Origin of the sequence: Pseudomonas sp. R62 (assembly GCF_000257605.1) — a bacterium.
GTDB classification, from domain to species: Bacteria; Pseudomonadota; Gammaproteobacteria; order Pseudomonadales; family Pseudomonadaceae; genus Aquipseudomonas; species Aquipseudomonas atacamensis.
In genome coordinates, this window is record NZ_JH635998.1 from 1,260,625 (window position 1) to 1,274,046 (window position 13,422).

At 59.4% G+C, this 13,422-nt stretch carries 12 protein-coding genes; 1 reads left to right on the forward strand and 11 read right to left on the reverse strand.

Annotated features, from left to right (window positions below; all coding sequences use genetic code 11):
- The 4 genes from glmM to rlmE form a co-directional block, all read right to left on the reverse strand.
- Window positions 1-891, reverse strand: an 891-nt coding sequence (glmM, locus tag OQK_RS07095) for a phosphoglucosamine mutase (RefSeq protein ID WP_038860673.1), incomplete at its 3' end; no start/stop codon positions are given.
- Between the two features lie 16 nt (window positions 892-907).
- Complete coding sequence (gene folP, locus OQK_RS07100) at window positions 908-1,759, reverse strand: dihydropteroate synthase (protein WP_016771758.1); 852 nt, start codon at window positions 1,757-1,759, stop codon at window positions 908-910.
- 8 nt (window positions 1,760-1,767) lie between these two features.
- The gene (ftsH, locus tag OQK_RS07105; RefSeq protein WP_016771759.1) at window positions 1,768-3,675 is read right to left on the reverse strand and encodes an ATP-dependent zinc metalloprotease FtsH; all 1,908 of its coding nucleotides are present in this window, start codon (window positions 3,673-3,675) and stop codon (window positions 1,768-1,770) included.
- A gap of 202 nt (window positions 3,676-3,877) precedes the next feature.
- A complete protein-coding gene (rlmE, locus tag OQK_RS07110) occupies window positions 3,878-4,507 on the reverse strand; it encodes a 23S rRNA (uridine(2552)-2'-O)-methyltransferase RlmE (RefSeq protein ID WP_016771760.1) in 630 nt (209 codons plus the stop codon).
- Window positions 4,508-4,608: 101 nt separating this feature from the next.
- On the opposite strand from rlmE, the gene OQK_RS07115 reads away from it, so the two are divergent.
- A complete protein-coding gene (locus OQK_RS07115) occupies window positions 4,609-4,917 on the forward strand; it encodes a YhbY family RNA-binding protein (protein ID WP_016771761.1) in 309 nt (102 codons plus the stop codon).
- Between the two features lie 9 nt (window positions 4,918-4,926).
- Here OQK_RS07115 and OQK_RS07120 read toward each other — a convergent pair whose 3' ends face one another.
- The 7 genes from OQK_RS07120 to OQK_RS07150 all read right to left on the reverse strand — a co-directional run.
- A complete protein-coding gene (locus OQK_RS07120; RefSeq protein ID WP_016771762.1) occupies window positions 4,927-5,331 on the reverse strand; it encodes a hypothetical protein in 405 nt (134 codons plus the stop codon).
- A 28-nt stretch (window positions 5,332-5,359) separates the two neighbouring features.
- The gene (gene greA / locus OQK_RS07125; RefSeq protein ID WP_038861135.1) at window positions 5,360-5,836 is read right to left on the reverse strand and encodes a transcription elongation factor GreA; all 477 of its coding nucleotides are present in this window, start codon (window positions 5,834-5,836) and stop codon (window positions 5,360-5,362) included.
- Between the two features lie 2 nt (window positions 5,837-5,838).
- Window positions 5,839-9,060, reverse strand: a complete 3,222-nt coding sequence (gene carB / locus OQK_RS07130) for a carbamoyl-phosphate synthase large subunit (protein WP_016771764.1) — start codon at window positions 9,058-9,060, stop codon at window positions 5,839-5,841.
- A 124-nt stretch (window positions 9,061-9,184) separates the two neighbouring features.
- A complete protein-coding gene (gene carA, locus OQK_RS07135; RefSeq protein WP_016771765.1) occupies window positions 9,185-10,321 on the reverse strand; it encodes a glutamine-hydrolyzing carbamoyl-phosphate synthase small subunit in 1,137 nt (378 codons plus the stop codon).
- A gap of 258 nt (window positions 10,322-10,579) precedes the next feature.
- A complete protein-coding gene (gene dapB / locus OQK_RS07140) occupies window positions 10,580-11,383 on the reverse strand; it encodes a 4-hydroxy-tetrahydrodipicolinate reductase (RefSeq protein WP_016771766.1) in 804 nt (267 codons plus the stop codon).
- A gap of 9 nt (window positions 11,384-11,392) precedes the next feature.
- Window positions 11,393-12,517 carry a molecular chaperone DnaJ gene (gene dnaJ / locus OQK_RS07145; RefSeq protein ID WP_016771767.1) on the reverse strand — a complete coding sequence of 375 codons (1,125 nt, stop codon included), beginning with the start codon at window positions 12,515-12,517 and terminating at the stop codon, window positions 11,393-11,395.
- 297 nt (window positions 12,518-12,814) lie between these two features.
- The coding region (locus tag OQK_RS07150; RefSeq protein WP_038860676.1) for an Hsp70 family protein at window positions 12,815-13,422 on the reverse strand (608 nt) is incomplete at its 5' end.

Here is a 13,422-nt window from a genome sequence, read left to right on the forward strand (position 1 = left end):
CGACAGATCCGCCAGTGCCAGCTCGAGACCAAGATTGCTCATCAATGTACCGACGACGCCACCCTGCAACTTGCCACGCTCATGCAGATCGCGGGCAATGATGAACAGCAGGTCATCACCATCGACGATGGCGCCGGTGTGATCGACCATCAATACCCGATCACCATCACCATCGAAGGCGATACCCAGGTCCGCATGCTCGGCCAGAACGGCGGCCTGCAACGGCCCCATATGCGTGGAACCGCAGTTATCGTTGATGTTCAGCCCGTTCGGCTGAGCGGAAAGCACGACGACTTCGGCACCCAATTCACGGAAGACGCTCGGCGCTACCTTATAGGTCGCACCATGCGCGCAGTCGATAACGATCTTCAGACCGGCGAAATTGGTCCCGGTAGGCACGCTGCTCTTGCAGAACTCGATGTAGCGGCCCGATGCATCATTGATTCGCGACACCTTACCGATCTTGCTCGACTCGACGACGGTCATTGGCGTATCCAGCAACTCTTCGATCATCAGCTCCAATTCATCGGGCAGCTTGGTACCTTTGCCGGAGAAGAACTTGATGCCGTTGTCATCATGCGGGTTGTGCGAAGCACTGATCACGATGCCGGCTTCAGCCTGGAACGTACGCGACAGATAAGCGATGGCAGGCGTCGGCATCGGGCCGAGCAGCATCACATCGGCACCCGCCGAGGTCAGGCCCGCTTCGAGTGCCGATTCAAACATATAACCGGAGATCCGCGTGTCCTTGCCGACAAGCACCTTGCAAGCACCCATCTTGCGGAAAGCCATGCCGGCCGCCCAGCCGAGCTTGAGCATGAAGTCAGGCGTGATCGGGTATTCACCAACGCGACCGCGAATGCCGTCGGTACCAAAATATTTCTTGCTCATAAGTGCTCCATCATTCTTATTCGGCTGATTCTACGGCCGCGATCATTCGCACAACATCGACGGTTTCCGCCACATCGTGGACCCGCAATATACGTGCGCCTTTAACTGACGCCAGCGCCGCCAGTGCCAGTCCGCCATGCAGACGCTCGCCCACGGGACGATTCAAAGCGTGGCCAATCATACTCTTGCGCGAAACACCTACCAGCAGTGGTCGACCCAGTGCATGCAGGGCCTCCATGTGTTTGAACAAGCTTAGATTGTGCTGCAGGGTTTTGGCGAAGCCGAAGCCGGGATCAAGAATGATTCGCTCAGCGGGAATGCCCGCCTGAGCACACTGATCCATGCGTTCGACGAGAAACTCACCGACCTCGCGGGTGACATCCTGATACTGCGGATTATCCTGCATATCACCCGGCTCGCCGAGCATGTGCATGAGACAGACCGGCAACCCTGTCGCCGCCGCCGCATCCAGCGCACCATCGCGACGCAACGAACGCACATCATTGATCAGGCCGGCACCGAGCCGTGCGGTTTCGCGCATGACTGCCGGGGTGGAAGTATCGACCGAGATGATGACATCCAGCTGGCGATTGATCAGCTCGACAATCGGCGCGACGCGCTCAAGCTCCTCCAGAGGAGAAACCGCTCGCGCGCCTGGCCGGGTCGATTCGCCGCCGACATCAATCAGCGTCGCGCCAGCCAGCACCATGGCTTCGGCATGGCGCAGCGCCGCATCGAGCTGGCTGTAGCGGCCGCCGTCGGAAAAGGAATCAGGAGTGACATTGAGAATGCCCATGACATGCGTCTGGGCCAAATCAAGAACCCGGTTGCCGCAAGGCAACCGGGTCAGGGACTGTACAGAAGTCATTTCAAGCCTTAAACGTCAGCAGCCGGACCGCCAATCGGTTTTTCCGGACGCTCGTCCTGCACGACAGGAGGCGGAGGCGTACCGGTGCCACCCGACCAGTCGCGAGGTTCGCGAGGTGTGCGGCCAGCCATGATGTCGTCGATCTGCTCGGCATCGATGGTTTCGTACTTCATCAGCGCATCAGCCATGGCATCGAGCTTGTCACGGTTATCCGTGAGGATCTGCTTGGCGGTGCCGTAGCACTGATCAATGATGCTGCGTACTTCGGAGTCGATCAGCTTGGCGGTCTCACCGGAGAAGCTGGCAGCCTGACCACCACCACCGCGGCCGAGGAACACTTCGCCCTCTTCTTCGGCATACATCAGCGGACCGAGTTTTTCCGACAGGCCCCATTTCGTCACCATGTTCCGGGCAATCTGACTTGCACGCATGATGTCGTTGGACGCACCGGTGGTTACACCGTCAAAGCCCAGGGTCATTTCTTCTGCGATACGGCCACCGTACAACGAGCAGATCTGGCTGATCAGCGCACGTTTGGACAGGCTGTAGCGATCTTCTTCCGGCAGGAACATGGTCACACCCAGCGCACGACCGCGCGGGATGATCGACACCTTGTAGACCGGATCATGCTCAGGCACGACGCGACCAACGATGGCGTGGCCGGCTTCGTGGTAAGCAGTGTTCTGCTTTTCTTTCTCGGACATGACCATGGATTTGCGCTCGGCGCCCATCATGATCTTGTCTTTCGCCAGTTCGAACTCTTTCATTTCGACGATGCGTTTGCCGCTACGGGCAGCGAACAACGACGCTTCGTTGACCAGGTTGGCCAGGTCAGCACCGGAGAAGCCCGGAGTACCACGTGCGATCACTGCCGGAGCAACGTCGTCGCCCATTGGCACTTTGCGCATGTGAACTTTCAGAATCTGCTCGCGGCCACGAATATCCGGCAAGCCCACGACCACCTGACGGTCGAAACGGCCCGGACGCAGCAGCGCAGGGTCGAGTACGTCCGGACGGTTGGTCGCAGCAATAACAATGATGCCGTCATTCATTTCAAAGCCGTCCATCTCTACCAGCAACTGGTTGAGAGTCTGCTCACGCTCGTCATGACCGCCACCCATGCCGGCGCCACGATGGCGACCCACGGCATCGATTTCGTCGATGAAGATGATGCAAGGGGCGTGCTTCTTGGCCTGCTCGAACATGTCGCGGACGCGGCTCGCGCCGACACCGACGAACATTTCGACAAAGTCGGAACCGGAAATGGTGAAGAACGGCACTTTCGCTTCGCCGGCAATCGCCTTGGCCAGCAAGGTTTTACCGGTACCCGGCGGGCCGACCATCAGCACGCCGCGCGGGATACGACCACCCAGACGCTGGAACTTGCCCGGATCACGCAGGAACTCGACCAGCTCGCCGACTTCTTCCTTGGCCTCGTCGCAACCGGCAACGTCAGCCAAAGTGGTTTTCACCTGATCTTCGGAGAGCAGGCGTGCCTTGCTCTTGCCGAAGCTCATCGGCCCGCCCTTGCCACCGGCACCGCCCTGCATCTGGCGCATGAAGAACATGAACACCGCGATGATCACCAGGATCGGGAAGCTGGCCACCAGGAGCTGGGTCCAGATGCTTTGCTGTTCAGGCTGCTTGCCTTCAACCACAACGTGATTGTCCACCAGATCGCCGATCAGGCCATTGTCCTGAATTGCCGGACGAATGGTCTTGAAGCTGTCGCCATCGGTGCGCTTGCCGGTAATCACATAGCCGTCAACAGCTACGCGCTCGACCTTGCCATCCTTGACCTGCTGGATGAAGTCGGAATAGTTGAGGGTCTGCGGCTCGTTAGGGCTGGAGAAGTTGTTCATCACCGTCACCAGGACTGCCGCGATGATCAACCACAGGATCAGATTCTTTGCCATATCGTTCAATTAACTACCCTCTGAAGCAAGCTCCGCTACTGGCGCGCGCTTCGCATGATATTCACCGGCCTAACTTACTACATTACCTACAACTCTGGCAGGCGCCGTCTGTAACCCTTTGTGAAACACTTTCTACACAATATTCGCTTATGCCTGCAGAGCGAAATATGAAAAACCTATCGCCCTGCCGAAAAACCTCGTTTTACGCATCACCGCCACGATAACCCCAGGCCAGCATGTACTGCTCACGGGAACTGCCACGGGAAGAGTCTGGCTTGATCATCTGGATCTTGTCGAATTTCTTCCGAGCATCCTTCAGATAAACGTCAAACCCTTCGCCCTGAAAAATCTTGATGACGAAATTGCCACCGGGCTTGAGGATCCGTTCCGCCAGGTCCAGCGCCAGCTCACAGAGGAACATGGCCTTGGGCATATCCACTTCGGGCGTACCACTCATATTGGGGGCCATATCGGAAATCACAAGGTCAACCTGCGAATTACCCACGGCCTCCAGGATTTCAGCGAGCACCGAGTCCTCCGTGAAGTCGCCCTGGATAAAATGCACGTCCGGAATGCTGTCCATTTCCAGGATGTCCGAAGCGATCAGACGACCCTGACCGCCGATCAACCGACTGGTCACCTGCGACCAGCCACCCGGCGCCGCGCCGAGGTCGACCACGCTCATGCCCGGACGGATGAGTTTGTATTTTTCCTGGATCTCCAGAAGCTTGTAACTTGCACGCGAGCGGTAGCCATCCTTCTGCGCCTGCTTCACATAAGGATCGTTGACATGTCTTTTCAGCCAACCAAGGCTTGTCTTGGAACGCGCCATTGGGCACCTCGATGATTAGGGTCGTGATTAGTTGGGCGGATCCACGAACCCTCGGGTAAAATGGCCGCCATTTTACAGAATCCAGACGAAAGGGTCAGATTATGCCGCTCACTCCAGAGCAGAAGAAACAGTACAAATCCATCGGCCACCACCTCAAACCAGTGTTGACGGTAGCGGACAACGGTTTGACTGAAGGTGTTTTAGCCGAACTTGAACGCGCCTTGGCCGATCACGAGCTGATCAAGATCAAGCTCAATATCCTCGATCGCGAGTCGCGCCTGGCGCACATCGCCGAACTGTGCAAGGTCGGCAAAGCGGACCTGGTTCAGGTCATCGGCAAGATGGCACTGGTCTACCGCAAGAACTTCAGCGCCAACAAGCAGCTGTCGAACGTTCATCGCTTCAAGTGATGCGCAGGGTCAAGGGTGTGCTTCGCGCACCCTGCCACTCCATCCCGGCACCGGCTGCATGACCAGCACCAGCCCGGAAAATCCCAGCACCAGATAACTGAATACCTGCCAGCGCTGCGCATCCGGCCAGCCGACACGCACAGCGACATACATCGCGCACGCGTACAACGCCATCAACAGCACCTGCCCGCGAAAATCCCGCCATAGACTGCCAAGGCCCTCGGCCTGTACCAGCACCAAAGCCTGAAAGATCACGCACAGAGCGGCGAACCCCACCACCAGCACTTCGAATGCACTGGCGACTTCGTCGATCAACAGCGGCGCGAGGCCGATCTGGCCCAACGCCGGCTGCAAACCGATATGAATCAACCATAGGCCACCGACCCAAAGCATCTGGGTCAGTTGCCAAAGCATGGCGCCCGCATGCAGCGGGCGCCTTCTTTCAGATGTGACGAACTTCGACAATCTCGTACTCGATCACGCCGCTTGGCGTTTTGACGGCGACCACGTCACCCTCTTCCTTGCCAATCAAGGCGCGGGCCAGCGGCGAACCGACGGAGATCTTGCCGAGTTTGAAGTCAGCCTCATCCTCACCCACGATGTGGTAAGTGACGCTTTCATCAGTCTCGACGTTGGCGATCTCGACGGTGGTACCGAAAATCACTTTGCCGGTATGAGGAATGGTCGTGACATCGATGATGACCTGATTCTGAATCCGGCCCTCGATGTCACGAATACGCGCTTCGACCATGCCTTGCTGTTCGCGGGCAGCATGGTATTCAGCGTTTTCCTTCAAGTCGCCCAACTCGCGGGCCGTACCGATGTCCTGGCTGAGCTTCGGACGGACGACCTTGGTCAGGTGAGCATGCTCCTCTTCCAGGGCGCGAGCGCCCTGAACAGTCATTGGGTACTTGGTTATGCTCATGCCTTCAATCCTGCGTGTAGATCCTGCAAGCGGCGCACGGTCTTTTCCGGACCGAACTTCAGCGCTTCGCAGATCGCTTCGCCCGCAGCGATAGTGGTGGTGCAGTAGATCTTGTGCTGCAGGGCGTTGCGACGAATGGAGTACGAATCGGCGATCGACTGACGACCTTCGGTGGTGTTGATGATCAGCGTGACTTCGTCATTCTTGATCATGTCGACCACGTGTGGACGACCCTCGGTCACCTTGTTCACGCGGCGCACTTTCAGCCCTGCGGCTTCGATCAGCTTGGCAGTGCCGGCAGTGGCGACCACTTCGAAGCCCAAGTTGATCAGATCACGGGCCACGCCTGCAACCAGTGGCTTGTCGTCATCGCGCACGCTGATGAAAGCGGTACCGCCGGTCGGCAGCACTTCACTGGCGCCCATCTGCGCCTTGGCGAATGCTTCACCGAAGGTGTCGCCGACGCCCATTACTTCACCGGTCGACTTCATCTCTGGGCCGAGGATCGGGTCAACGCCAGGGAACTTGGCGAACGGGAACACCGCCTCTTTCACGCTGTAGAAGTTCGGGATGATTTCCTTGGTGAAGCCGATTTCCTTCAGGGTCTTACCGGCCATCACGCGCGCAGCGATCATGGCCAGGGAAACACCGATGCACTTGGAAACGAACGGCACGGTACGCGAGGCGCGCGGGTTGACTTCGATGACATAGATGTCTTCGCCCTGCAGAGCCAATTGCACGTTCATCAGGCCGACAACGCCCAGTTCCAGAGCCATTTTCTTGACCTGTTCGCGCATCTCGTCTTGGATGTGTGCCGGCAGCGAGTACGGCGGCAGCGAGCACGCGGAGTCACCGGAGTGAACGCCCGCCTGTTCGATGTGCTGCATGATCGCGCCGATCACCACGTCCTTGCCGTCGCAGACCGCATCCACGTCCATTTCGATGGCGCAGTTGAGGAAGTGGTCGAGCAGCACAGGGCTGTCGTTGGACACTTGCACCGCGTCACGCAGATAGCGCTTGAGTTCGTCTTCTTTGTATACGATTTCCATCGCACGGCCGCCCAACACGTAGGACGGGCGCACCACCAGCGGATAACCGATCTTCGCCGCAGCACGAACCGCTTCATCTTCGCTACGCACAGTGGCGTTTGGCGGCTGACGCAGGTTCAAGCGCTCGACCATTTGCTGGAAGCGCTCGCGGTCTTCGGCGCGGTCGATGGCGTCAGGGCTGGTGCCGATGATCGGCACGCCAGCGGCTTCCAGAGCACGAGCCAGTTTCAGCGGAGTCTGGCCGCCGTACTGGACGATCACGCCTTTCGGCTTCTCGACGCGGCAGATTTCCAGCACGTCTTCCAGGGTTACCGGCTCGAAGTACAGACGGTCGGAAGTGTCGTAGTCGGTGGAAACGGTTTCCGGGTTGCAGTTGACCATGATGGTTTCGTAGCCGTCTTCGCGCAGGGCGAGAGCAGCGTGAACGCAGCAGTAGTCGAACTCGATGCCTTGGCCGATACGGTTCGGACCGCCGCCCAGAATCATGATCTTGTCGCGACCCGACGGCGCTGCTTCGCACTCTTCCTCGTAGGTCGAGTACAGGTAAGCGGTGTCGGTAGCGAATTCGGCGGCGCAGGTGTCAACGCGCTTGTAGACCGGGAACACTTCCAGCTTCTGACGGTGCGTACGCAGGTTTTTCTCGGTGACGCCCAGCAGCTTGGCCAGACGCTGATCGGAGAAGCCTTTGCGCTTGAGCTTGAACATCAGGTCGCGGTCGATCGAGGACAGACCGAGGGTCTTGACCTTCTCTTCGTCCTTGATCAGGTCTTCGATCTGCACCAGGAACCAAGGGTCAATCATGTTCATGCCGAAGATGTCTTCGACCGACAGACCGGCGCGGAAGGCGTCAGCCACGTACCAGATGCGCTCGGCGCCCGGCACGGTCAGTTCGCGCTTGAGCACGCTCATGCTGTCCGGGTTGCTCAGATCGAGCTTCTCGTCCAGACCGCAAACGCCGACTTCCAGACCGCGCAGGGCTTTCTGCAGGGATTCCTGGAAGGTCCGGCCGATGGCCATGACTTCGCCGACCGACTTCATTTGCGTGGTCAGGCGTGCGTCAGCCTTGGCGAATTTCTCGAAGGCGAAGCGTGGCAGCTTGGTGACGACGTAGTCGATCGACGGTTCGAAGGACGCCGGGGTCTTGCCGCCGGTGATGTCGTTCGACAGCTCGTCGAGGGTGTAACCCACAGCCAGTTTGGCCGCGACCTTGGCGATCGGGAAACCGGTGGCTTTCGAAGCCAGTGCCGAGGAACGCGATACACGCGGGTTCATTTCGATCACGACCATGCGGCCAGTGTTCGGGCAGATACCGAACTGCACGTTCGAACCGCCGGTCTCGACGCCGATCTCGCGCAGTACCGCCAGCGAGGCGTTACGCAGGATCTGGTATTCCTTGTCGGTCAGGGTTTGCGCAGGAGCTACGGTGATCGAGTCACCGGTGTGCACGCCCATCGGGTCGAAGTTTTCGATCGAGCAGACGATGATGCAGTTGTCCTTTTTGTCGCGGACAACTTCCATTTCATATTCTTTCCAGCCGATCAGCGATTCGTCGATCAGCAGCTCTTTGGTCGGCGACAGATCCAGACCACGGGCGCAGATTTCTTCGAACTCTTCACGGTTGTAAGCGATACCGCCACCGGTGCCACCCATGGTGAAGGACGGACGGATGATGCACGGGAAACCGAGGGTTTCGAGAACCGCGTTGGCCTCTTCCATGCTGTGGGCAATGCCGGAACGCGGGCACGCCAGGCCGATGGATTTCATCGCCTTGTCGAAACGCGAACGATCCTCAGCCTTGTCGATGGTGTCGGCATTGGCACCGATCATCTCTACGCCGAACTTCTCCAGAACGCCTTCGCGCTCCAGATCCAGGGCGCAGTTCAGAGCGGTCTGGCCGCCCATGGTTGGCAGTACAGCGTCCGGACGCTCTTTTTCGATGATCTTGGCCACGGTCTGCCATTTGATCGGCTCGATATAGGTGGCGTCGGCCATGTCCGGGTCGGTCATGATGGTGGCCGGGTTGGAGTTCACCAGGATGACGCGGTAGCCCTCTTCGCGCAGGGCTTTGCAGGCCTGGGCGCCGGAGTAGTCGAATTCGCAGGCCTGGCCGATCACGATCGGGCCAGCGCCGAGAATCAGGATGCTTTTAATGTCTGTACGTTTTGGCATGGTTTGTCACTCAAATCCGCAGGTCAGTCGGCAAGCCGTCTTGATCGATTTCTGAAGTCCCGAGGGGGCCGCCGGAACCGGGGCCGCCCTCGCGGGCTTCTCTCTACAGTCTCAAGGCGAACGCTTAGCGTCGCTTGGCCATCTCGTTGATGAAGCGGTCGAACAGTGGCGCAACATCGTTCGGGCCCGGGCTCGCTTCAGGGTGACCCTGGAAGCTGAACGCGCTCTTGTCGGTGCGCTCGATGCCTTGCAGGGTGCCGTCGAACAGCGATTTGTGGATCGCGCGCACGTTGGCTGGCAGGGTCGCTTCGTCTACCGCAAAACCGTGGTTCTGGCTGGTGATCATCACCACGCCGGTGTCCAGATCCTGCACCGGGTGGTTGGCACCGTGGTGGCCGTGGCCCATTTTCAGGGTCTTGGCGCCGGAGGCCAGAGCCAGCAGTTGGTGGCCGAGGCAGATGCCGAATACCGGCGTCTCGGTTTCCAGGACTTCCTTGATCGCCTGGATCGCGTAGTCGCATGGCTCCGGATCACCAGGGCCGTTGGACAGGAACACGCCGTCCGGCTTCAGCGCCAGCACATCGGCGGCTGGAGTCTGCGCCGGCACCACGGTGACGCGGCAGCCGCGCTCGACCAGCATGCGCAGGATGTTGACCTTGACGCCGTAGTCGTAGGCGACCACGTGATATGGCAGCTCGGAAGCTTCGATGGTCGCGTGGCTGTCGGTTTTCAGATCCCAGACAGTCGAACGCCATTCGTATTGGGTCTTGGTGCTGACGACTTTCGCCAGGTCCATGCCCTTCAGGCCCGGGAAGCCTTGCGCAGCGGCGATGGCCGCTTCTTCGGAGATGTTGTCGCCGGCCATGATGCAGCCGTTCTGAGCGCCTTTTTCACGCAGGATGCGGGTCAGGCGACGGGTGTCGATACCGGCGATTGCCACCACGTTGTTGGCTTTCAGGTAATCGGACAGGGACATCGTGTTACGCCAGTTGCTCGCTACCAGCGGCAGGTCACGGATAACCAGGCCAGCGGACCAGACGCGGTCGGACTCGGCATCTTCCGGCGTGGTGCCGGTGTTGCCGATGTGCGGGTAAGTCAGGGTAACGATCTGCTGGGCGTAGGAAGGATCGGTAAGGATTTCCTGATAGCCGGTCATTGCGGTGTTGAACACCACCTCACCAACGGTCTGACCGTCGGCTCCAATGGCTTCGCCGCGAAAAATGCTGCCATCAGCAAGGGCGAGTATGGCTGGCTTAGTCAAGAAGACCTCCCGTAAATAACGCATGAAAGGGCAATCGCAGGTTGTAAAAAAGCGGAGTGACGTATGGACACGTCACCCCGCTTCTTCACTGAAATTATTCTGCGCGCTTTTAGTGGACACACTAAAGCTGTAGCTTACAGAAAAGGGCGTTTTTGGTCCACCGCTAAAGAGCCTTAAAGGCCGGAGAATGCGACAGGTCGTCGCCAAGCGGTAAAAACCGGCGCAAAACGGGACGTTTGCGCCGGGTTCAGCAACGACTCAACGCAGGTCGAGTACGTCTTGCATGTCATACAGGCCCGGCTCGCGACCGTCCAGCCACAGCGCCGCACGCACCGCGCCCTTGGCGAAGGTCATGCGGCTCGATGCCTTGTGGGTGATCTCGACGCGCTCGCCATCGGCAGCGAACAGCACGGTGTGATCACCAACGATATCGCCAGCACGCACGGTGGCGAAACCAATGGTTTCACGCTCACGCGCACCGGTCTGGCCTTCACGACCGTAGACCGCGACCTTCTTCAGATCACGCCCCAGGGCATCAGCAATCACTTCACCCATGCGCACCGCCGTACCGGACGGAGCATCGACCTTGTGGCGGTGATGGGCTTCCATGATCTCGATATCGACATCGTCGCCCAGCACGCGCGCAGCGGTGTCGAGCAACTTCAGGCACAGGTTGACGCCGACGCTGAAGTTGGCGGCGAAGACGATCGGAATGTCCTTGCCCGCCTCGGCCAGCAATTGCTTCTCTTCAACACTGAAACCGGTGGTGCCGATGATCATCGCTTTGCCGTGCTTGCGGCAGAACGCGAGATTCTTCAGGGTCACGGTCGGGTGAGTGAAGTCGATCAACACATCGAACTCTTCAACCACACGATCCAGGTCACCGGACAGCGGCACGCCGATACGGCCCAGCGCTGCCAGCTCACCGGCATCCGCGCCGACCAGCGTGCTGTCGGGACGATCGACCGCCGCCGTCAGACCGGCGCCCGGCGTCTGCTGCACCGCTTCAATCAGGGTCTTGCCCATGCGCCCGGCGGCGCCCATCACTGCAATACGTCGCATGCCGACTCCTTACAAATCGCCGAAGAAACGCTTCACACCGTCGAACCAACCGGTGGTTTTCGGCGAGTGGCTGTTGTCGTCGGCCAGGGAGCTGCGGAATTCTTCCAGCAGTTCACGCTGACGACGGTTGAGGTTGACCGGCGTTTCCACAGCGACACGGCACATCAGGTCGCCGGCACCGCCGCCACGCACTGGCGCAACGCCTTTGCCGCGTACGCGGAACTGCTTGCCGGTCTGCGTGCCTTCAGGGATTTTCAGTTTGACCCGACCGTCGAGGGTCGGAATTTCCAGCTCGCCGCCCAGTGCAGCGTCGACGAAGCTGATCGGCACTTCGCAGAACAGATGCTTGCCGTCACGCTGGAAGATGTCGTGTTCGCGCACATTGATCACAACGTACAGGTCGCCAGTCGGCCCGCCCTGGGTACCTGCCTCGCCTTCGCCGGACAGACGAATGCGGTCGCCAGTATCAACACCGGCAGGCACTTTGACCGACAGGGTTTTGTACTCTTCGACACGACCGTCGCCGTGGCAGGAGTCGCACGGATCGGAAATGATCTTGCCCTGACCATGGCAGCGCGGGCAGGTCTGCTGCACCGAGAAAAAGCCCTGCTGCATGCGCACCTGACCGATGCCGCCGCAGGTCGGGCACGTCGTCGGCGACGAGCCTTTCTTGGCGCCGGAACCATCGCACGGCTTACAGTTGACCAGTGTCGGAACGCGGATATTCACCGACGTACCGCGCACCGCTTCTTCCAGATTCAGCTCCAGGGTGTAGCGCAGATCGCTGCCACGCTGAGCGCCGCCACGGGCACCGCCGCGACCGCCACCGAAGAAATCACTGAAGACATCACCGAAGATGTCCGAGAAGTTCTGGCCACCGAAACCGGCACCGCCGCCGCCCATGCTCGGATCGACGCCGGCATGACCATACTGGTCGTATGCCGCGCGCTTGCTGGCGTCGGACAACACTTCATAGGCCTCGTTGGCCTCTTTGAATGCTTCTTCCGAAGCCTTGTCGCCGGGATTACGGTCGGGGTGGTGCTTCATGGCCAGACGGCGATAGGCCTTCTTCAGGTCCGCTTCGCTCGTGCCCCGCTCGACACCCAATACTTCGTAATAGTCACGCTTTGCCATAAGTTCTTTGCACTCTTAAGGACGTTCGGCAAACCCCTCCTGAGCCTCGCCAAACTCGTTGAGCCCCCATTAAGGCCCGGACCCAACTCACGTCAATTCAACGATCCTGGTCTTGATTGATGCGGTATCTGCGGCGCGAAAAGCAGGAGCATTCCCGGCCATACCGCCAACATCCGAACGGTGTCGCATGCTGTAAAAATTCACGTATTCCAGATACGCCAACGCGGGAGGCAAGCTCCCGCGCGGCGACATCCTACCAGTCACCGCCGCAAGGCAGTCAACCGGGCGACCAACAACTTACTTGTGGTCTTTGACTTCTTCGAACTCGGCGTCGACAACGTCGTCAGCCTTCTCAGCCGATTCGCCTTGCGGGGCTGCGCCATCAGCTGGCTGAGCCTGTTCGGCGTACATCTTCTGAGCAACCGGAGCGGAGACTTTCGACAGCTCTTCAACCTTGGCTTCGATGGCAGCCTTGTCGTCGCCTTTGACGGCGGCTTCCAGCGCAACCACAGCAGCTTCGATTGCAGTCTTCTCTTCGGCGGTGACCTTGTCGCCCGCGTCAGCGACCATCTTGCGAGTCGAGTGCACCAGCGCATCACCCTGGTTACGGGCAGCGGCCAGCTCTTCGAACTTGCGGTCTTCCTCGGCATTCGCCTCGGCGTCACGCACCATGCGCTCGATTTCTTCGTCGGACAGACCGGAGTTGGCCTTGATCACGATCGACTGGGTCTTGCCGGTAGCCTTGTCTTTCGCGCCGACGTGCAGGATGCCGTTGGCGTCGATGTCGAAGGTCACTTCGATCTGCGGCACGCCACGTGGAGCTGGTGGAATGTCGGCCAGGTCGAACTTGCCCAGCGATTTGTTCTGTGCAGCTTGCTTGCGCTCGCCCTGCAGAACGTGAATGG